The organism is Aquabacterium sp. A7-Y (assembly GCF_026153205.1).
GTDB lineage: Bacteria > Pseudomonadota > Gammaproteobacteria > Burkholderiales > Burkholderiaceae_C > Caldimonas.
This window is the reverse complement of sequence record NZ_JAPFBW010000007.1, coordinates 177,646-197,483: the sequence shown is the minus strand read 5'-3', so window position 1 is coordinate 197,483 and position 19,838 is coordinate 177,646. Positions and strand designations below refer to the sequence as shown.

General features: G+C 68.7%; 19 protein-coding genes and 1 tRNA gene. 12 read left to right on the top strand and 8 right to left on the bottom strand.

Features of this window, described 5'->3' with window-relative positions:
• Positions 1-107: 107 nt before the first annotated feature.
• Genes OOT46_RS08400 through OOT46_RS08390 form a run of 3 tightly spaced genes read right to left on the bottom strand, consistent with a single transcriptional unit; the run spans position 108 to position 2,450 of the window.
• On the bottom strand, positions 108-506 hold the full coding sequence (locus OOT46_RS08400) for a hypothetical protein (RefSeq protein WP_265403138.1): 399 nt from the start codon (positions 504-506) through the stop codon (positions 108-110).
• A 54-nt stretch (positions 507-560) separates the two neighbouring features.
• A complete protein-coding gene (locus OOT46_RS08395) occupies positions 561-986 on the bottom strand; it encodes a DNA polymerase III subunit chi (RefSeq protein ID WP_265403137.1) in 426 nt (141 codons plus the stop codon).
• Positions 987-989: 3 nt separating this feature from the next.
• Positions 990-2,450 carry a leucyl aminopeptidase gene (locus OOT46_RS08390; protein ID WP_265403136.1) on the bottom strand — a complete coding sequence of 487 codons (1,461 nt, stop codon included), beginning with the start codon at positions 2,448-2,450 and terminating at the stop codon, positions 990-992.
• Between the two features lie 27 nt (positions 2,451-2,477).
• Between OOT46_RS08390 and lptF the strand changes: the two genes are divergently transcribed.
• From lptF to OOT46_RS08365, 5 genes are all read left to right on the top strand, one after another.
• Positions 2,478-3,578 carry an LPS export ABC transporter permease LptF gene (gene lptF, locus OOT46_RS08385; protein ID WP_265403135.1) on the top strand — a complete coding sequence of 367 codons (1,101 nt, stop codon included), beginning with the start codon at positions 2,478-2,480 and terminating at the stop codon, positions 3,576-3,578.
• Between the two features lie 17 nt (positions 3,579-3,595).
• Positions 3,596-4,720, top strand: coding sequence for an LPS export ABC transporter permease LptG (lptG, locus tag OOT46_RS08380; RefSeq protein WP_265403134.1), 1,125 nt, complete (start codon positions 3,596-3,598; stop codon positions 4,718-4,720).
• A gap of 39 nt (positions 4,721-4,759) precedes the next feature.
• Complete coding sequence (locus OOT46_RS08375; RefSeq protein ID WP_265403133.1) at positions 4,760-5,134, top strand: sirohydrochlorin chelatase; 375 nt, start codon at positions 4,760-4,762, stop codon at positions 5,132-5,134.
• Positions 5,135-5,239: 105 nt separating this feature from the next.
• Positions 5,240-6,199 carry a CysB family HTH-type transcriptional regulator gene (locus tag OOT46_RS08370; protein ID WP_265403132.1) on the top strand — a complete coding sequence of 320 codons (960 nt, stop codon included), beginning with the start codon at positions 5,240-5,242 and terminating at the stop codon, positions 6,197-6,199.
• An 18-nt stretch (positions 6,200-6,217) separates the two neighbouring features.
• Positions 6,218-7,417, top strand: coding sequence for a pyridoxal phosphate-dependent aminotransferase (locus tag OOT46_RS08365; protein ID WP_265403131.1), 1,200 nt, complete (start codon positions 6,218-6,220; stop codon positions 7,415-7,417).
• A 47-nt stretch (positions 7,418-7,464) separates the two neighbouring features.
• Here OOT46_RS08365 and OOT46_RS08360 read toward each other — a convergent pair whose 3' ends face one another.
• Complete coding sequence (locus tag OOT46_RS08360) at positions 7,465-9,588, bottom strand: FimV family protein (protein ID WP_265403130.1); 2,124 nt, start codon at positions 9,586-9,588, stop codon at positions 7,465-7,467.
• 211 nt (positions 9,589-9,799) lie between these two features.
• On the opposite strand from OOT46_RS08360, the gene OOT46_RS08355 reads away from it, so the two are divergent.
• Positions 9,800-10,576, top strand: a complete 777-nt coding sequence (locus OOT46_RS08355) for an oxepin-CoA hydrolase, alternative type (RefSeq protein ID WP_265403129.1) — start codon at positions 9,800-9,802, stop codon at positions 10,574-10,576.
• A 30-nt stretch (positions 10,577-10,606) separates the two neighbouring features.
• Positions 10,607-11,326 (top strand): histidine phosphatase family protein, encoded by a 720-nt coding sequence (locus OOT46_RS08350; protein WP_265403128.1) that lies wholly within the window; start codon positions 10,607-10,609, stop codon positions 11,324-11,326.
• A 60-nt stretch (positions 11,327-11,386) separates the two neighbouring features.
• Here OOT46_RS08350 and OOT46_RS08345 read toward each other — a convergent pair whose 3' ends face one another.
• The gene (locus OOT46_RS08345; RefSeq protein ID WP_265403127.1) at positions 11,387-12,169 is read right to left on the bottom strand and encodes a class II aldolase/adducin family protein; all 783 of its coding nucleotides are present in this window, start codon (positions 12,167-12,169) and stop codon (positions 11,387-11,389) included.
• 77 nt (positions 12,170-12,246) lie between these two features.
• Between OOT46_RS08345 and OOT46_RS08340 the strand changes: the two genes are divergently transcribed.
• The 3 genes from OOT46_RS08340 to OOT46_RS08330 are packed head-to-tail and all read left to right on the top strand — an operon-like array spanning position 12,247 to position 15,367.
• Positions 12,247-12,951: a Crp/Fnr family transcriptional regulator gene (locus OOT46_RS08340; protein ID WP_265403126.1), complete on the top strand. Its 705-nt coding sequence runs from the start codon at positions 12,247-12,249 to the stop codon at positions 12,949-12,951.
• A 58-nt stretch (positions 12,952-13,009) separates the two neighbouring features.
• The gene (locus tag OOT46_RS08335) at positions 13,010-14,092 is read left to right on the top strand and encodes a phosphotransferase (protein WP_265403125.1); all 1,083 of its coding nucleotides are present in this window, start codon (positions 13,010-13,012) and stop codon (positions 14,090-14,092) included.
• A gap of 57 nt (positions 14,093-14,149) precedes the next feature.
• A complete protein-coding gene (locus OOT46_RS08330; protein WP_265403124.1) occupies positions 14,150-15,367 on the top strand; it encodes an acyl-CoA dehydrogenase family protein in 1,218 nt (405 codons plus the stop codon).
• Positions 15,368-15,417: 50 nt separating this feature from the next.
• On the opposite strand, the gene OOT46_RS08325 is transcribed toward OOT46_RS08330, so the two are convergent.
• On the bottom strand, positions 15,418-16,185 hold the full coding sequence (locus OOT46_RS08325) for a hypothetical protein (protein WP_265403123.1): 768 nt from the start codon (positions 16,183-16,185) through the stop codon (positions 15,418-15,420).
• 143 nt (positions 16,186-16,328) lie between these two features.
• Here OOT46_RS08325 and OOT46_RS08320 point away from each other — a divergent pair, with 143 nt between their 5' ends.
• The gene (locus tag OOT46_RS08320) at positions 16,329-17,021 is read left to right on the top strand and encodes a glutathione S-transferase C-terminal domain-containing protein (RefSeq protein ID WP_265403122.1); all 693 of its coding nucleotides are present in this window, start codon (positions 16,329-16,331) and stop codon (positions 17,019-17,021) included.
• A gap of 33 nt (positions 17,022-17,054) precedes the next feature.
• On the opposite strand, the gene OOT46_RS08315 is transcribed toward OOT46_RS08320, so the two are convergent.
• Positions 17,055-17,131 (bottom strand) — tRNA-Arg (locus tag OOT46_RS08315).
• Positions 17,132-17,268: 137 nt separating this feature from the next.
• On the opposite strand from OOT46_RS08315, the gene OOT46_RS08310 reads away from it, so the two are divergent.
• Positions 17,269-17,514, top strand: a complete 246-nt coding sequence (locus OOT46_RS08310; RefSeq protein ID WP_265403121.1) for a hypothetical protein — start codon at positions 17,269-17,271, stop codon at positions 17,512-17,514.
• Positions 17,515-17,550: 36 nt separating this feature from the next.
• Here the strand turns inward: OOT46_RS08310 and glgX are convergent, their stop codons facing one another.
• Positions 17,551-19,743 (bottom strand): glycogen debranching protein GlgX, encoded by a 2,193-nt coding sequence (gene glgX / locus OOT46_RS08305; RefSeq protein WP_265403120.1) that lies wholly within the window; start codon positions 19,741-19,743, stop codon positions 17,551-17,553.
• Between the last annotated feature and the right edge of the window lie 95 nt (positions 19,744-19,838).

Below are 19,838 nucleotides of genomic sequence, written 5' to 3'. Positions count from 1 at the left end.
TATGGTTTACGTTAGTCCGAGTTGCGTGAGCGGCGGGGCAAGCAAGAGGCAGACCAGGGTCACGGGCAGGATCGCAAATCATGCCCTTTGCCGCGCCGGGCCCTTGTTCAGCGTTTACGCTGGCGCGCCAGTTCTTGTGCCACGGCACGTGCAATCACCTCGCGCAAAGTGGCCGCCAACTCGACCCGTGTATCGCGTATCAATTGATCTGCCATGCGCGCGAGCGCCGGGGTGAGGGTTTCGCGCAGCCGGTATTCGAGCATCACGTCGATCTGGCGCTGCAGGTCGGCCAGCACCCGTTGCGTGATTTGGTCCTCGCCGCCGGCCAGCAGGAAAGCAGGCGGCTCCGGTGGTGTCTCGGCGGCCACACCGCCGGGCAGCGGCGATGCCACTGCAGAGCTCGCACCCGGCGGGGCCGCGTCGCCGGAGCTCTCGGCGAGGGTTGGTTGCACCACTTCGGTGAGCGTGGGGACTTGCCGCAGCGGGGCGGCTTTCACGTGGCTCATCGACGCACTCCAAGGCAGGTACTGCTCATCTCGACTTCCTCAAGGGCGTCGGCCTCAGGCGCCGACTTCGAACTTCTGAATGGCGTAGCCGCGGTCGGCATATTGCTTCCAGCGGCGGCGCCCCGACAGGCGATCGGCCTCGGAGCCGCTGACCACCTCGATCAGGCGGTCGAAACGCTCGAAGCCCTCGGGCACCGCCTCGCCCAGATTGACCAGCACGCCGTGGTGCGGGACCTCCGCGGCATGCGACGCCAGCCACAGGCGAGTATGGGGCGCCAGCGCCGAGCCCGCCTGGCGGGCCGACGCATGCGGCAGGAATTCCAGCGGCTCGAAACACCACAAGGCCCGATCGAGCTCGCCGAGCAGCGCCGCCGGCCCCACCACCCCCAGCTCGGCCGAGCTGCGGTAGGCCTTGCGCAACAGGCGGCAGGCGTACCCCAGCTTGTCGGGGACGTTGAAGTGGAAGGCGATCTCGGTCATGGTTCAGCGCGCCTGGCCCAGCACGAAATGCGTGAGCAGCGGCACCGGCCGGCCGGTGGCCCCCTTGGCGCCGCCGCCCTTCCAGGCCGTGCCCGCGATGTCGAGGTGGGCCCAGCGGTACTTGGACGTGAACTTGCGCAGGAACATCGCCGCGGTGATGGCACCACCGGCGCGACCGCCGACATTGCCCATGTCGGCGAAGTTGCTCTTCAAGGCCTCTTCGTACTCCTCGTCGAGCGGCATGCGCCAGGCCAGGTCCTGCGCCTGGCGACCGCTGTCAAGCAGGGCCTCGGCCAACTCGTCGTCGGCGCAGAAGAGGCCGGTGCGCAAGTTGCCGAGCGCGACCACGCAGGCCCCGGTGAGGGTTGCGATGTCGACCACCGCAGCCGGCTTGAAGCGCTCGACATAAGTGAGCGCGTCGCACAGGATCAGGCGGCCCTCGGCGTCGGTATTGAGGATCTCGATGGTCTGGCCCGACATGCTGGTGACGACGTCGCCCGGCTTGACGGCGCGTCCGTCGGGCATGTTCTCGCAGGCCGGGATGACACCCACCAGGTTGATGCGCGGCTTCAGCTCGGCAACGGCGCGGAAGGTGCCGAGCACGCTCGCGGCGCCGCCCATGTCGAACTTCATCTCGTCCATCTCGGCCGCGGGCTTGATCGAGATGCCGCCGGTGTCGAAGGTGATGCCCTTGCCCACCAGCACCACCGGCGCCTGGGTGCGCGGTGCGCCGTCGTAGCGCAGCACGATAAAGCGCAGCGGCTCCTCCGAGCCTTGCGAGACCGCCAGGAAGGCGCCCATGCCGAGCTTCTCGACCGCCTTGCGGTCCAGCACCTCGACCTTGAGGCCGTGCTCCTTGGCCAGGCTGCGGGCCTGCTCGGCGAGGAAGCTCGGCGTGCAGTGGTTGCCGGGACGATTGGCGCACTCGCGTGCGAGCGTCACGCCGGCGGCGATGGCCTGGCCGCGCGCCAGGCCCTGCTGCACCGCCTTGGCATCGGCCTTCTCACCCAGCAGGCTGACCCGCGCCGGGCCGGCGGCGGGCGGCGCGCTCGGTTTGGTGTGGCGATAGACATAGCTCGCATCGGCCAGCGCGGCAACCACCGCTTCGGCATGTTCCGCCGTGAGGGCCGCACCGGCGGCAGGTGCCACCGCCACGTGTTTCGCACCGCTGTTCTTCAGCACGCCGGCGGCGTTGCCGAGCGCCGCACGCAAGGCCTTGGGGCCTGCATCGGCGGCGGCGGCCAGCACCACACGTGGGGCTTTCACGCCCTGCGGACGGTGCAGATACAGGGTGCGTCCGGCCTTGAGCTGAAAATCCTTCTGAGCGAGGGCGTCCTTGAGCTGCTGCGCGAGCGCGCCGTCGAGTCCCTGGCTGCTTGCATCACCCGTCACGATGACGATGAGGGCGTCGCAGGAAAGCTCGGCCAGGGCCGCCCGGGATGCAGGTGCAAACTTGAAGTCCATAATGCTTGTCTTCGCCTGAATTCATTGATGTTATTCGATTCCTCCGTCCGTCGAGAGCTGGCGCGCAGTTTCGGGGCCACCCTGGTGGTGTTGCTGACCATCGTGCTCACCATGATGCTGATCCGCACCCTCGGGCAGGCCGCCGGCGGTGCCGTCGCGCCCCAGCACATCGTGCTGCTGATGGGCTACACGGTGCTGGGCTACCTGCCCATCATCCTCAGCCTTTCGTTTTTCATCGCCGTGGTCAGTTCGCTGTCGCGCATGTACCGCGAGAGCGAGATGACCGTGTGGTTCGCCAGCGGCCTGCCGCTGGCGCGTTTCGTGCGACCGGTCGCACGACTGGGTGCGCCGGTGGTCGGCGTCATCCTGCTGCTGGCGCTGCTGGGCTGGCCCTGGGCCAACCAGCGCAGCGCCGAGTTGCGCGACCTGTATGAACGCCGCTCCGACCTCTCGCGCGTGGCACCCGGGCAGTTCCAGAGCTCCAGCGACGGACGGCGGGTGTTTTTCGTCGAGCGCAACACCGATGGCGGCCAGGTCGGACGCAATGTTTTCGTGCTGCTGCGCAGCGACAGCGGCGAATCGGTCACCTCGGCCAGCACCGGCCGCATCGAGATGCAGGGCGACAAGCGCTACCTGGTGCTGTCGCAGGGGCAGCGGGTCGACCAGAAGGCCGCGACGCCGGAGAAGAGCATCGCCCAGTTCGACAGCTACCGCATCCTCGCCGGCGAAAAGGCCCAGGCGCAGGGCGCCAACCTGCCGCCCAAGGCGCGCAGCAGTGTGGAGCTGTGGCGCGAGCCGAGCCCGCGCCATCAGGGCGAGCTGGTGTGGCGGATCGGGCTGGCGCTGACCGCCGCCAACCTGATGCTGCTGGGCATCGGCCTGTCGGCCGCCAATCCGAGGCGGGGCGGCAGCTGGAACGTGCTGATGGCCTTTCTCTGTTTTGTGGTCTATTTCAACCTGCTCAACCTGAGCCAGGCCTGGGTCGGCGGGGGCAAGCTGCCGGCCTGGGGAGCGCTCCTGCTGGTGCACGGCGGCGCCACCGCACTGGCCCTGGCGGTGCTGCGCTGGCGCCAGCAAGGGGCGGCCGGCTTCTGGCCGCGCCGGCGTGCCGACCCAAGCCCGGCCTGAGGCCTCTCCACGTTCCGATGAAAACCGTCCGCAGACTCATCTACACCGAGGTGCTGAGCGCCGTGGCCTTCGTCACGGTGGCCTTCCTCGCCCTGTTCTTTTTCATCGACTTCATCGACGAGCTGGAGAAGGTGGGCCGCAACGGCTATCCGGCCGGCACGGCGGTGCTGTACTGCCTGCTGCAGCTGCCGGGCCGGCTCTACGAGCTGGTACCCATCGCGGTGCTGATCGGCACCATCTACTCGATGGCCCGGCTGGCGCAGTCCTCGGAATTCACCGTGCTGCGCACCAGCGGGCTGGGCCCGGTCTCGGCGCTGGGCCTGCTGGTGCAACTGGCGCTGGCCTTCGCGGCCTTCACCTTCGTGGTGGGCGACTACATCGCGCCGGTGTCGGACCGGCACGCCGAGGTGGTGCGGGCCAAGGCGCGCGGCAACAGCTCCTACGGCCACACCGGCGCCTGGCTCAAGGACCGCCTGGAGACGCCCGACGGCGAACGCAGCTACTCGATCCAGCTGACCGCGGCGACGTCGGACGGCGAATTGCGCGACGTGCGCATCTATGAGTTCGACCCCAACGGCCGGCTGGTCTCCTCGGTCCGCGCGCCGAGCGGGCACATCGAGCCCGGCCCGCTGTGGCGGCTGCAGCAGGCCCGCGTCAGCCGCTGGCGCCCGAGCGCCGCGCCCGAGCGCGTGCAGGGCGAGCTGGAGGTCATCGAGCAGGGCCCGGTGACCTACGAGTGGCGCAGCTCGCTGAGCCGGGAGGTGGTCGCCGCCGCGGTGCAGTCGCCCAGCCAGATGTCGGCGGTCGATCTCTACCGCTACGCCAACCACCTGGCCGGCAACGAGCAGTCGGCCCAGCGCTACGAAATCCAGTTCTGGCGCAAGGCGCTCTACCCGCTGGCCTGCCTGGTGATGGTGGCGCTGGCCCTGCCCTTCGCCTACCTGCACAGCCGCTCCGGCGGCATCAGCCTGAAGGTCTTCGGCGGCATCATGCTGGGCATCAGCTTCGTGCTGCTGAACAATGTCGCCAACCACATCGGCCTGCTGCAGGACTGGACGCCCTGGATCGCCGCCTCGGTGCCCAGCGCGGTCTACCTGGTGCTGTCGCTGCTGGCCTTCAACTGGCTGGTGCGCAACCGCTGACGGCGGGCCGGCAAGAGCACACAACCGGGAGGCATCACGATGGAGCAAGGCATCCTCTTGTTCGCACACGGCGCCCGCGATCCGCAGTGGGCGCTGCCCTTCGAGGCGGTCGCGGCCAGGCTGCGCGTGCAGGCGCCCGACACGCCGGTCGAGCTGGCCTTTCTCGAATTCATGACACCCGACCTGCTCGAAGCCGGCGAACGGCTCGCCGCGGCGGGCTGCCGCCACGTCAACGTGGTGCCCCTGTTCCTCGGCGCGGGCGGCCATGTGCGCAAGGACCTGCCAGTCCTGCTGCAACAGCTCTCGGCGCTGCATCCCGACGTGAGCTGGATGCTGAACCCGGCGGTCGGCGAGACCGCCGAGGTGGTGGAAGCGATGGCCGCCAGCGCCCTGCGCATGAGCGCGGCCCGGTGAGCCCTGCGGGGGGCGGTACCCCCGGACCACCGTGCGTGGTCTTTTTCGAAGCAATTCACATGCCCTGATGACATAATTTCGGTCAATCTCAGATCAGGCCGAAATATGAACCTGCATCAGTTCCGTTTCGTTCAAGAGGCCGTGCGGCGCAACCTCAACCTCACCGAGACGGCCAAGGCCCTCTACACCTCGCAGCCCGGCATCTCCAAGGCCATCCTCGAACTGGAGGAAGAGCTCGGCGTGGACATCTTCGCCCGCCACGGCAAGCGGCTCAAGCGGGTCACCGAGCCGGGGCTGGAGGTGTTGAAGGCCATCGAGGTCATCATGCGGGAGGTCGGCAACCTGAAGCGCATCGGCGAGGAATTCTCGAAGCAGGATGCCGGCACGCTCTCGATCGCCACCACCCACACCCAGGCCCGCTACGTCCTGCCCGCCCCGGTGGCGCAGCTGCGCAAGCGTTTCCCCAAGGTCAACGTGAGCCTGCACCAGGGCACGCCCGAGCAGGTGGCGCAGATGCTGATGGAGGAGTCAGCCGAGATCGGCCTGGCGACCGAGTCGCTGGCGAGCTTCGAGGAGCTGGTCACCCTGCCCTGCTACGAATGGCAGCACGTCGCGGTCTTCCCGGCCAGCCACCCGCTGGCCCAGGCCGACCGGCTCACGCTGGAGCAGCTGGCCAACGAGCCGCTGATCTCCTACCACCCCTCCTTCACCGGCCGCACACGCATCGACCATGCCTTCTCGCTCAGGCACCTGAAACCCAACGTGGTTCTGGAAGCAATCGACTCGGACGTCATCAAGACCTATGTGCGGCTCGGGCTGGGCGTGGGCATCGTGGCCGAGATGGCGGTGCGCGAGGATCCGGCCTTCCACCCGGGCACCGGCGACCTGGTCTGGCGCCCCACCGGCCACCTGTTCGGCCAGAACGTGGCCCGCATCGCCTTCAAGCGGGGTGCCTATCTGCGCAACTTCGTCTACGCCTTCGCGGAGTCGCTGTCGGACCGGCTGAGCCGCAGCCTGATCGTCCGCGCGATGGGCAGCGACCCGCAGAACAGCTACGACCTCTGAACCGCAGCACATCGAGCCATGACCTCTCTCGTCCCCCCCGGCACGGCGCGTACCCCCGACGTTGCCACCAAGCTGCCGCAGGTCGGCACCACCATCTTCTCCATCATGTCCGCGCTGGCGCAGGAGCACAGGGCGGTCAACCTCGGTCAGGGCTTCCCCGATTTCGGCTGCGACCCGCGCCTGATCGAGGCGGTCTCGGACGCGATGCAGGCCGGCCACAACCAGTACCCGCCGATGCCCGGCGTGCCAGCGTTGCGCGAGGCCATCGCCGCCAAGATCGAGGCGCTGTACGGGCGACGCTACGACCCGCAGCAGGACATCACCGTGACGGCCGGCGCCACCCAGGGCATCCTGACTGCCATCCTGGCGGTGGTGCGGCCGGGCGACGAGGTGATCGTGCTCGAACCCTGCTACGACAGCTACGAGCCCAACATCGTGCTGGCCGGCGGCACCGCGGTGTTCGTCCCGCTCGGTGACGACGGCGAGCCCGGCAGCTTCCGGCCCGACTTCGACCGCATCGCTGCCGCCATCACGCCGCGCACCCGGGCGCTGATCCTCAACACACCGCACAACCCGAGCGCGACGGTGTGGCGACGCGAGGACATGCAGGCCCTGGCCGAGCTGCTGCGGCCGACCAAGGTGCTGGTGATCAGCGACGAGGTCTACGAGCACATGGTCTATGACGGGCGGCGCCACGAGAGCGTGGCCAGCCATCCCGAGCTGGCCGCGCGCAGCTTGATCGTCTCCAGCTTCGGCAAGACCTATCACGTGACGGGCTGGAAGGTCGGCTACGTCGCGGCGCCGGCCACCTTGAGCGCCGAATTCCGCAAGGTGCACCAGTTCAACGTCTTCACGGTCAACACGCCGATGCAGGTCGGGCTGGCTGCCTACATGGCCGACCCCCGGCCCTACCTGGAGCTGGGCGCCTTCTACCAGCGCAAGCGCGACTTTTTCCGGGCCGGCCTGGCGTCGACCCGATTCCGGCTGCTGCCCAGCGAGGGCAGCTACTTCCAGTGCGTGGACTACAGCGGCCTGGGCGAACGCGCGGCGATGGGCGAGGTGGAGTTCTGCCGCTGGCTCACCACCGAGATCGGCGTGGCGGCGATCCCTCTCTCGGTCTTCTACCGGGGCGGGCGAGAGCAACACATCGTGCGTTTCTGCTATGCCAAGCAGGACGCCACGCTCAGCGAGGCGCTGCGCCGCCTGGCGGCCGTCTAGGAGAGCCTGCGTGGCAGAGCGCGCGGCGGGCCGGGACCCGGCCCGCGTCAGCCGCGCGGATCGCGCCCGCTCTTGCCGCCGGCCCGGCGGGTGTCCTCGGGCAAGTCGAGCTGAATCGGTTCGAACTCGATGAAGTTGCTGGGCGCCGGCTCGCCGGCGGACGGCGCTTCCGCGGCCACCGGCTCGCGGCCGCGGGCCTTGAATTCCAGCGGCAGATCGACCTCGTTCGCAGGTTCCGGACCGTCGTAGGGCCGCACCGGCGTGGTCGCCACCAGCGGCTCCAGCATGGTGTGCGAGAACCCCTCAACCTCCTCGTCGAGCGGCAGCAGCAGGTCGACGCCCGCCGCGTCCGCCTCGGCCTCGACGCGGTCGCGCGCCACCGAGTAGAGCATCAGCAGCTCGCGGTAGGCCGGCAGGTCAAAGGTCTGCGAGGCACGGTCCTTGCGCAACAGCGAGGCCTGCAGCACGTCCAGCGCCCGGCTCGGCGTCTCCCACAGCGCCTGCAGGCGCGAGACCACGGTCGGGTAGTCTTCCAGCGAGCGGCCGTCGGAGAGCGCGTCCTCCCAGGCCGGGGCATAGGCATTGAAGCGGTCGTTGAACTGCCCCCGGATGCGCTCGTAGGCTTCCCGGTCGCCGCGACGCTGGTGGATCTCCAGCAGCTTCAGGTAAGGCAAGGGGCTGCCGTCGGGGTGGCCCGAGACATGGCCCAGCAGCAGATCGACGGCCGCCTCTTCCTGCCCCAGCGCGACGAAAAACTCGGCCTGCTGCTCCAGGTCGATCAGTTCCTCGACCGACACCGTCGGCTGGCTGACGAGTGCGTCCGCTTTCGCCACCGCCCCGGGCGTGGGCGCGGGGGCCCGCAGCGGCGCCGGTTCGGCGATCGGCTCCAGCACCGGCAGGGCCACCTCCGTCGCTGCGACGGGCGGCACGCCGGGCGTGGCGACGAGGAAGGGTTTGGCCTCGGCACCGGTGGACTCGAAGCGCTCGCCCAGGGTCTTGGCACGCACCGGCGGCGGCGCCTCGTCGGCATCGAGGTCGAGGTCGTCGTCGTCGGGCAGGGGGCCGTGGCGGCTGTGAGCCGGCGCGACTTCGGAGGGGCGCCACCAGATGCGCGGCCCGCCACGATGCCGCCACCGCAGGGCCCAGATCAGGCCCACACCCAGCAAGAGGCACACCCCGACCAGCAGGTAGACCAGCAGGGGCGAGCCGTCGCGTTCCTGCTCGGCGCGCTGCAGCTGGGCCCGCAGCGTGTCGAGGCTGCGGCGGGTCTGGGCCGACTCCTCGCGCAGCTGGACCAGTTGACGCTCCAGCTGGCGCATGCGCTCGCGTTCGGCAACGATCTGATCGGGCGTCGCATTGAGCGCCTGCCAGGTGGTTTCGGCGGCACGTCGTTGCGCCTCCGCAGCAGGAGCCGTGCCGGAGGCCAGCTCATCGGAGGAGCGCAGCGCCGGTCCGCTGCTCGGCACCGCCTCCAGGGGATCCAGCCGCAGCCGCGGCTCGGCGGTGCGGCTGCGCGCCCGCTCAGGGGTCGGCGCCCGCGCGGTGGCCGGATCGGCCGGTGCGGCACTGGCCGGGCGGCGGTTGCGTGGCGCGCGGGGCGTCGCAGCAGGGGCGCTGCGGGGCTCGGAAGCACGTGGCACGGGGCTGGCCGCGGGCGTGGGCGCGGCGGCGACCTCCACCTTGCCCGGATCACGCGCCGCATCGGCCGCGCGGCGGGCCGCGGCGCGCCGGGGCGCGGGCGCGGGGCTGGAGGCGATGGCCTGGGGCTCGGTCTCGGGCAGGCTGGCACGCACGGCGGGTGGGTCGGCGAAGGTGACGTAGCTGCGCGAGACCCGCCCCGTGCAGCCAGCGCTGACCGAGACATTGACGATGGGCTCGGCCACGGGCACCACGGTGCTCAAGTGCAGCCGCCACTCGCCCGGGCCGCTGCCGGGCGTGACCCGCAGGCGCAGCGAGGACGAGGGCAGCGGCGTGTCGCCGAACTGCACCTCGGCATTCACGCATTCGGACGAGAACTCGTCGCCCGGCTCGGCGCGCACCGGCACCGTGACCTCCAGCGGGCGGCCGATCAAGGCGGTACTGCGCGCTTCGCCCAGCCCCAGGGCCGCAGCGTTCGCGCACGCTCCCAGCAAGACAACGACAGTGGTCAGCCGGGTGCGGAACTTCTTCATGCGTGCGCTGGTGACAAACTGAAACGGACTCTAGCACGACCCGCCTTGCCGCCACCTTGATGCAGAAGGCAGGCCAAGACGGAGGAACAACAGGGCGCGTGCGGCCGTGTCGGCGCCGGGCGGCAGTTCACTCATGCACAATCGGCTTCGCCGACCAGGCCGCCTCCCGCTACCGCGGGGATGTCCCACAGTCTATCGAGAAGCACCCACGATGCCGAGCGAACTGCGTACCGAACGTCTGGATCGTACCCTGGTCCTGACTCTCCATGATCCCGAGACGCGCAATGCCCTGTCGGAGGAGGTCATGGCGGCCGGGGTGGAGACCCTGAACATGGCCGAGTCCTCGGATGAGGTCAGCTGCGTCGTGCTCACCGGCGCCGGCGGCAGCTTCTGTTCCGGCGGCAACCTGAAGCAGCTGGCCGTCAACAGCCGGCTGGGCCCGGAGGTGCAGACCCAGCGCCTGGACCGTTTCCACCGCTGGATCGAAGCGATCCGGGCCTTTCCCAAGCCGGTGATCGCCGCGGTCGAAGGCGCGGCCGCCGGGGGCGGCTTCTCGCTGGCCCTGGCCTGCGACCTGGTGGTCGCGGCACGCGACGTGCGCTTCAGCCTGGCCTACAACCGGATCGGCCTGTCGCCGGACGGCGGCATCACTTGGCAGCTGATGCAGATGCTGCCGCGCACCCTGGTGGCCGAGATGGTGTGGCTGGGCGAGCCGGTTGGCGCCGAGCGGCTGCAGGCCTGGGGCCTTGTCAATCGAGTGACAGACAAGGGGGAGGCGCTGGCGCAAGCTTTGACCATCGCGCAGCGTCTGTCGGAGCTCGCCCCGAACGCACTGGCCGGCAGCAAGGAGCTGCTCAACCAGTGGCCCGCCAGCCTGCCTCAACAACTCGACGCCGAACGGGACTGTTTTGTCGACAACCTGCATCATCCCAACGCCGCTGAAGGCATCGCAGCCTTCTTCGAAAAACGCCCGCCGCGCTATCGTTGAGCGCCGGACTCCTCGCCCGGGAGGTGCACGATGAGCGGCACCCTGCCCCGGCGGCGGCGCATCTACCTGATGCGCCACGGCTCGGTCGACTATTTCCTCGCCGACGGCACGCCGGTCGCGCCCGACACCGTGCCGCTCAACGAAACCGGCCGCCAGCAGGCGGATGCCGCGGGCGAACTGTTCAAGGCGGCCGGCGTGCGCTTCGACCGCGTGGTGGTCAGCGGCCTGCCTCGCACCGTGGAAACCGCGTCGCGCGTGCTCGCAGCGGCCGGCCAGGCCCAGCTGCCACTGGTGCAGGAGCCGCGCCTGCAGGAGATCCGCGGAGGCCGGCTGAGCGACATTCCGAAGGAGCAGCTGCGGGGCGCCTTCCTCGGGGCCTTCCAGGGCACGGTCGACGAGTCGTCGCGCTTCCTCGGCGGTGAATCGATTGGCGAGATGCAGGACCGAGCGCTGCCGGCGTTCCAGGAGCTGCTGCGAGACGAAGGCTGGCAGCAGCTCCTGCTGGTGCTGCACGGCGGCGTGAACCGCGCCCTGCTTTCCTATGCGCTGGCGGGCCAGCGCTGCTTCCTCGGCCGCATGGAGCAGGCGCCGGCCTGCATCAACGTGATGGACATCAGCAGCGAGGACATGGTGGTGCGGGGGATCAACCTCGCACCGACGCAGTGGCTGCACGAGCGGGAACGCTACACCACGATGGAAAAGCTGCTGGCGCAGTACCTGCGCATGGAAGGCAGCACGCCGCGCAGTTGAGGCGCTGCTCCCGGTTTGGCGCCCCGGGCGCCGGCCGCGAGCAAGCCCCCCCGGAGACGCTCAGTCCCGGTAGCCCGGATCGATGCGATCCAGCCGCCTCAGCAGGCCGGGCCAGTTCAGACTCCCTGCCCCCTGCCCGCGCGTCACCTGGCGCGCCTGCGCCCCAGCCGAGGCGATGATGGCCGGGTCCACCCGCACCAGCTCGCCGCCCCCCGCCTGCGCCCTCACCTGGATCGCGCACACCGTCTCGAACAGGTACATCGACAGGAAGGCGTCGGCCACCGTCTTGCCCACGGTCAGCAGACCGTGGTTGCGCAGCATCAGGAAGGTCTTGTCGCCGAGGTCGCGCACCAGCCGCGGCTTCTCGTCGTCGCGCAGCGCCACGCCCTCGTAGTCGTGATAGGCCAGGCTCGAGAGCACGAAGATCGATTGCTGCGACAGCGGCAGCACGCCCTCCTTCTGCGCTGACACCGCGATGCCGTTGAGCGTGTGCGTGTGCAGCACGCAGCCTGCATCGTGGCGCACCGCGTGGATGGCGCTGTGAATGGTGAAGCCGGCCGGGTTGATGTCGAAGGGCGTGTCGTCGATCTTGCGGCCCTGCAGGTCGATCTTCACCAGGCTGGAGGCTGTGATCTCGTCAAACAGCAAGCCGTAGGGGTTGATCAGGAACTGGTCCTCGGTGCCCGGCACGCGGGCCGTGATATGGGTGAACACCAGGTCGTCCCAGCGGAACGAGGCGACCAGCCGGTAGGCCGCCGCCAGATCCACCCGCACCTGCCACTCCGCCTCGCTGACACTGCCCCGGCGGCTGGAAATCTGCGACCCTGACACGTCCGAATTCATTGCGCTGTCTCCTGTGGGATAGTGGGTGGAAAATACGCCGTGAAGCGCTCGCCCCCTTGTCACTTCAGCGACAAAACATGAACAGCCCCATTCTTACAATCGCCGAACGCAACACGATCGAGTCCGGCCCGTGGTTTTCCAAACTGTCGCCAGCCCTGCGCTCCGCCATTTTGTCGAGATCGACAGTGCGACGCGTGTCCGATTCGGCGCTGTTGTCCTCACGGGGGCAGCCGGCCGACGAGTGGATCGGCGTGGCGCGGGGCGCGGTGCGGGTCAGTTCGGTGTCGCTCTCGGGCAAGCAGATCACGCTGACCTATGTGGAGCCCGGCACCTGGTTCGGCGACATCGCGCTGTTCGACGGCATGCCGCGCACGCACGATGCCAACGCGCATGGCGAGACCACCTTGCTGGTGGTGCGCAAGCCGGACTTCAAGGAACTGCTGCAGCAACACGTCGAGCTCTACGAGGCCTTGCTCAGGCTCAACTGCCGGCGCCTGCGGCTGATGTTCAATGTGGTCGAGGACCTCAACACCCTGCCACTGGCCGCGCGGCTGGCCAAGCAGTTGCTGCTGCTGGCGCGCAGCTACGGCATCGCGCAGGGCGAGGAGATCCGCATCGGCCTGCAGCTCGCGCAGGAGGACCTGGCCCAGCTGCTGGGCGCCTCGCGCCAGCGGGTCAACCAGGAACTCAAGAGCTTCGAGCGCGAGGGGGCCGTGCGCATCGAGCCGACCCGGCTGGTCGTGCTCTCGAAAGACAAACTGATGGCGATCGCGGAGGGCTAGCCACGCGCGGCGTCCCGGCATCGCTTCTTCGTTCAAGAACCGCAGGAAGCATGAACTGATGGACGCCTACACCGGAACCCGCCCCGTCAGCGGGTCGCACGCCTTTGACACCGAGGCTCTCTCCGCCTACCTCCAGCAACACTTGCCGGGGTATGCCGGGCCGCTGACGGTGGAGCAGTTCAAGGGCGGGCAGTCGAACCCCACCTACAAGCTCGTCACGCCCTCGCGCAGCTATGTGATGCGCGCCAAGCCCGGGCCGGTCGCCAAGCTGCTGCCCTCGGCCCACGCAATCGAGCGCGAGTTCGCCGTCATGAAGGGGCTGTACGGCACCGAGGTGCCGGTCGCGCAGATGCACCTGCTGTGCGAGGACGAGGCCATCATCGGCCGCGCCTTCTACGTGATGGAGTTCGTCGAGGGACGGGTGCTGTGGGACCAGTCGCTGCCCGGCATGAGCCGCGAGCAGCGCGGCGCCATCTACGACGAGCTGAACCGGGTCATCGCAGCGTTGCACCGGGTCGACTTCAAGGCCCGCGGCCTGGGCGACTACGGCAAGCCCGGCAACTACTTCGAGCGCCAGATCGCCCGCTGGAGCAAGCAGTACCAGGCCTCGATCACCGAGCCCATCGTCGAGATGGACCGCCTGATCGAGTGGCTGCCGGCGCACGTCCCGGCCAGCGCCCGGGACGACAGTCAGGTGTCGATCGTGCACGGCGACTACCGGCTCGACAACGTGATCTTCCACCCGACCGAGCCGCGCGTGCTGGCGGTGCTGGACTGGGAGCTTTCGACGCTGGGCCACCCGCTGGCCGACTTCAGCTACCACTGCATGGCCTGGCACATCCCGCCCGGCACTTTTCGCGGCATCGGCGGGCTGGACCATGCCGGGCTCGGCATCCCGGTCGAACGCGAGTACGTGAGCCGCTACTGCGAGCGCACCGGCCGCGCCGACCCTGACGCGGTGATGGCGGACTGGAACTTCTACATGGCCTACAACATGTTCCGCATCGCCGGGATCATGCAGGGCATCGCGAAACGGGTGGTCGACGGTACCGCCTCGAGCGCACAGGCCAAGCAGACCGCCGCCGGCGCCCGTCCGATGGCCGAGATGGCCTGGCGCTTCGCACAGAACGTGCGCGACTGATCCGCCGCGGGCGCCGCCGCGCGCCCGCGCCGCTCCCATACCCACCACGGAGATCCCATGGACTTCGACTACTCTCCCAAGACCAAAGAGCTGCAGGCCCGCCTGACGGCTTTCATGGCCCAGCACATCTACCCGAACGAAGCCCGCTTCAACGAAGAGATCGAGGCCAACACCCGCGCGGGCAAGCGCTGGACGCCGCTGCAATTGCTGGAGGAGCTCAAGCCCAAGGCACGCGAGGCGGGTCTGTGGAACCTGTTCCTGCCCGACAGCACGCTCGGCGCCGGCCTGAGCAACCAGGAATACGCGCCGCTGGCTGAAATCATGGGCCGGGTGCCCTGGTCCAGCGAGGTCTTCAACTGCTCGGCGCCCGACACCGGCAACATGGAAGTGCTGGTGCGCTACGGCACCGAGGAGCAGAAGCGCCAGTGGCTGCAGCCCCTGCTGGAGGGCAAGATCCGCAGCGCCTTCGCGATGACCGAACCCGAGGTGGCCTCCTCCGACGCGACCAACATCTGCGCCCGCATCGAGCGCCAGGGCGACGAATACGTCATCAACGGCCGCAAGTGGTGGACCTCGGGCGCCGGCGATCCGCGCTGCAAGGTCATGATCTTCATGGGCAAGACCGACCCCGAGGCGCCGCGCCACCAGCAGCAGTCCATGATCCTGGTGCCCACCGAGACGAAGGGCGTCAAGATCCTGCGGCCGCTCAACGTGTTCGGCTACGACGACGCACCGCACGGCCACATGGAGGTGCTGTTCGAGAACGTGCGCGTGCCGGCGTCCAACATGCTGCTGGGCGAAGGCCGCGGCTTCGAGATCGCGCAGGGCCGCCTCGGCCCCGGCCGCATCCACCACTGCATGCGCCTGATCGGCCTGGCCGAGCGCTCGCTGGAGCTGATGTGCAAGCGCGCCTCGGCGCGCGTGGCCTTCGGCAAGCCGGTGGCCGCGCAGACCGTCACCCAGGAGCGCATCGCCGAGGCCCGCTGCAAGATCGACCAGGCGCGCCTGCTGACCCTCAAGGCCGCCTGGATGATGGACGTCGCCGGCAACAAGGCCGCCAAGGCCGAGATCGCGATGATCAAGGTGGTGGCGCCCAACATGGCCTGCCAGGTGATCGACTGGGCGCTGCAAGCCCACGGCGGTGGCGGTGTCTGCGACGACTTCCCGCTCGCCTCCTTCTACACCCAGGCCCGCACCCTGCGCCTGGCGGACGGCCCCGACGAGGTGCACCGCAACGCCATCGCGAAGATCGAGCTGGGCAAGCACGCCGCCTGAGCCCCGGGGCTGCGGCCCCTGCGGCCCCGGCATGCGCTGCCGGGGCTTTTTTATTTCGGCGGCTTGACCGGCGGGGGCTGCGAGTCGAGCGGCAGCTCGATGTGGGAGTCGTGCTGCCAGGCGATCGAGGTGGTGCTCATCCAGGAGCCGTCGCTGTCCTCCTCCCAGGCCAACATGGCCTCCTTGGCGCGCTCGGCGGCCAGGCGAAACAGCTCCACCACCTCCTCCAGCAGCGACAGCGGCAGCTTGGGCAGGCGCATGCGCAGGTAGAGACGCCCCCTGAGGGTCATCAGGACGAAGGGCACCCCCTCCAGCGTGCTCACGGCCTGCACCGACAGCCGCTCGCCCAGCGGCCCCTGCACCCAGCCGGACGCCGCGTGCGGCGCGTTGGAGACCATGCCGAAGTGCTGCTTCAGCGGTGGCGAGGACGGCAGCGCGACCTTGGGGTACATGGCCAGCCAGCGCATCTCTTCCGGCGACGCGGTGTCGATGTGGGTCTCCACCCGCTTGGTGAAACGCTCGAAGGCCGCGGTTTCCAGCTTGTCCTTCAGGACGCGGGTCATCAGGAGCACGTTGAGCGTGGGCGGCAGGTGCAGCTCCATGCGCATGCGCAGTTCCAGGCCATCGATGTAAGCGCGCTGCGGCGGGCCGTACTCGAGCCGCCAGCGCTCGCCGTCGTAGTCGCCTTCCATCAGGACCTTGAGCGACTCCCGATCCCGTCGCAATTGATAGCCCCGACCCAGGGCCCAGGCCTCGACCGACGCAAGGTCGACGACGGGCCCGGGTCCCCCCAACCAGCGTTTCAGTGCATTCAGCATCGTTTTTCGTACGATGGGGGCCGCCGCCCGGACCTGTGTTCACTCCAGTGGTTCACAGGCTCAGGCCGCGTCCCGACGGGCTTTTCAACACCCTGCTAGATTCCAGCGATCAGCCACCACCAACAGCAACGGAGTAGCGCCAGATGATCGAAGTGTATTCCTGGGCAACGCCCAACGGCCACAAAGTGCACATCATGCTCGAAGAGTGCGGCCTGCCCTACAAGGCGATTGCAGTCGACATCGGCGCCGGCGACCAGTTCAAGCCGGACTTTCTGGACATCAGCCCGAACAACAAGATCCCGGCCATCGTCGACCCGGTCGGGCCGGACGGCCGGCCGATCTCCTTGTTCGAGTCGGGTGCCATTCTGCTCTATCTTGCGGCCAAGACCGGCCGTTTCCTGCCCCAGGGGGACCGGGAAAAGTTCGAGGTGCTCCAGTGGCTGATGTTCCAGATGGGTGGCGTAGGCCCCATGCTGGGCCAGGCGCACCACTTCCGGATGTACGCGCCGGAGAAGATCTCCTACGCGATCGACCGCTACACCAACGAGGCGAAGCGGCTCTACGGCGTGATGGACAAGCGGCTGGGCCAGAGCCGCTACATCGGCGGCGACACCTACAGCATCGCCGACATCGCGATCTTTCCATGGCTGCGTTCGTGGAAGAACCAGGGCATAGACTGGGCCGACTATCCGGCCCTCAAGCGCTGGTTCGACGAGATCGCCGAGCGACCGGCAGTCCAGCGCGGCGTCGAGGTGCTGGCCAAGGCACGCAAGGAGTTGACGGACGACAAGGCGCGCGAGGTGCTGTTCGGTTCGCAGCAGTACCAGCGGCGCTGAGTCGCGCAGCGGTAGCAAGCAGGCCGCTGCAGCTGGCCTGCCCGGAGGGACTCGAACCCCCGACCTACTGCTTAGAAGGCAGTTGCTCTATCCAGTTGAGCTACGGGCAGACGTGGGGCCGCCAGACGCGGTCCAGGCGCGATTCTAAGCGCCGCGGCCGGCGCGCGGCCGCGCTGTCGGCATCCTCCCGACGCCAGGTACTTCCCATGCATGCTAGGCTCGACCCCAGCGAGCCGATGGAGCACCTATGCACAAACCCAACCCGGCCAGGTATCTCGTGCTGATCGAAGCGGGCGGGCCAATGATCGCCAAGCTCTTCGACGCCGAACGCCGCCTCGTCGCCGAAATCGACGGCACTTCTGAGGAAGTCGCGGTCATGACCTTCGGGCTGACACCCCTGGCCGCCGGTGCGTCGCCGGAGTGGGCCGGGCCGCTGGAAGGCCACAACCTACAGGAAAGAGCTGCCGCCCAGGTGTTCGTGCTGGAACTGTAAGGAGAGGGGCCGCCACCGCGTAGCGGCCCTCAGGGGTCAGGGCGCCTCGCCCGAACCTGTCAGCACCGTCTCCAGCTGCGCGAAGGTCGACTCCGCTGTGCTCGGCGCGTTCAGCTTCAGCAGCAGCAGCGAACGCCCGGTCACCTGGTAACTGTCGCCGGCGTCGATCTCCGGCAAGCGTTCGAGGTCGGGCGCGTTGGTGTCCACCAGGCAGGTCCAGCGCGAGCCGCCCGGCACCTCGGGCAGGGTGAACTCGACCAGGTCCTGCCAGGCGTTCAGGACCAGCAGCAAGGTCGCGTCCGAGGCGCGCCGCGGGATGCCGGTGGCCTGGGCGCGCCCATCGAGCACCACCCCGAAGCAGCGCATCGTCGGGTCGCTCCACTGCTCGGGCGTGAGCTCGCTGCCGTCCGGGCTCAACCAGGTGGCGTCCTTGACCTGCAGCGCCTCGTTCCATTCGCCGGTCAGGAAGCGGCTGCGATGCAGCACCGGCAGCGCGTGGCGCAGCGCGAGCAGCTTGCGCACGAAGTTCGTCAGCGCCCTGCCCCGCTCGTCGATGCCCTGCCAATCCACCCAGGAGATCTCGTTGTCCTGGCAGTAGGCGTTGTTGTTGCCCCGCTGCGTGCGGCCGAACTCGTCGCCAGCCAGCAGCATGGGTGTGCCCTGCGCCAGCAGCAGGGTCGCCAGCAGGTTGCGTTTCTGGCGTTCGCGCAATTCGACGATCTCGGGATCGTCGCTCGGGCCCTCGGCGCCGCAGTTCCAGGAGCGGTTGTCGGAATGCCCGTCGCGGTTGTCCTCGCCGTTGGCCTCGTTGTGCTTGTCGTTGTAGCTGACCAGGTCGTTGACCGTGAAGCCGTCGTGGGCGGCAACGAAGTTGACGCTGGCCCAGGGGCGGCGGCCGCGCCGGTTGAACTTGTCGCCGGAGGCGGTCAAGCGCTTCGCCAGCTCGGGCGCCAGGCCCTCCTCGCCCTTCCACCAGCCCCGCACGGTATCCCGGAAGCTGTCGTTCCACTCGGCCCAGCCGGGCGGGAAACGGCCCACCTGGTAGCCGCCCGGCCCGCAGTCCCAGGGTTCGGCGATGAGCTTCACGCTGGAGAGCACCGGGTCCTGCCGACAGCTGTCGAGGAAACCGCCGCCGTCGTCAAAGCCGTGCGGCTCGCGCGCGAGGATGGTCGCCAGGTCGAAGCGGAAGCCGTCCACCCGCATCTCGGTGGCCCAGTAGCGCAGGCTGTCGGTCACCATCTGCAGCACGCGGGGGTGGCTGAGGTTGAGCGTGTTGCCGGTGCCGGTGTCGTTGATGTAGTAGCGCGGCTGGTCCGGCATCAGGCGGTAGTAGCTGGCGTTGTCCACCCCCTTGAAGGAGAGCGTCGGGCCCAGCTCGTTGCCTTCGGGCGTGTGGTTGTAGACGACATCGAGGATGATTTCGAGGCCGGCGGCGTGGTAGCGGTCCACCATCGCCTTGAACTCGTCGATCCACGGCGTGCTCATATAGGCGGGGTGCAGCGCGAAAAAGCCCAGCGTGTCGTAACCCCAGTAGTTGGACAGGCCCTTGTCGATCAGCGACTGCTGGCTCACGTACATCTGGATCGGCAGCAGCTCGACGCTGGTCACGCCGAGCTCGCGGATGCCCTCGACCACTGCATCCGCTGCGAAGCCGGCGAAGGTGCCCCGCAAGTGCTCGGGCACGGCCGGGTGCAACTTGGTGTAGCCGCGCAGATGGGTCTCGTAGATCACGGTGCGGTCCCACGGCACCCGGATGCGGTCGGTCTGCTTCCATTCGAAGCGAGAGTCGACCACCACACACTTGGGCATGAAGGCCGCGCTGTCGCGCTGGTCGAAACTCAGGTCGGCGTCCGGGTGGCCCAGGGTGTAGCCGAACAGCTCGGGCGCCCAGCGCAGCTGGCCGACATGCGCCTTGGCATACGGGTCCAGCACCAGCTTGTTGGGATTGAAGCGGTGGCCGGCGTCGGGTTCGTATGGGCCGTGAACCCGGTAGGCGTAGCGGGTGCCGGGCTGCAGCCCGGCCACGTAGCCGTGCCACACCTCATCGGTGTATTCGGGCAGCACGATGCGCGCGGTTTCGCGCTCGCCCGCCTCGTCAAAGAGGCAGACCTCCACCTTGGTGGCGTGCGCCGAGAAGATCGCAAAGTTGACTCCCTTGCCGTCAAAGGTGGCGCCACGCGGAAACGGGGAACCTTCTTGTAGTCGGGCGGTATCGAAGTGATCGCTCATGGAATGTGCTCGTCGAAACCAGTGTCGCTGGTTGAGCAATCGCTATGCCGCGCTCTGTCCCCGGCCGCGAATGCCGGGGCACGGACCTTGCTTGA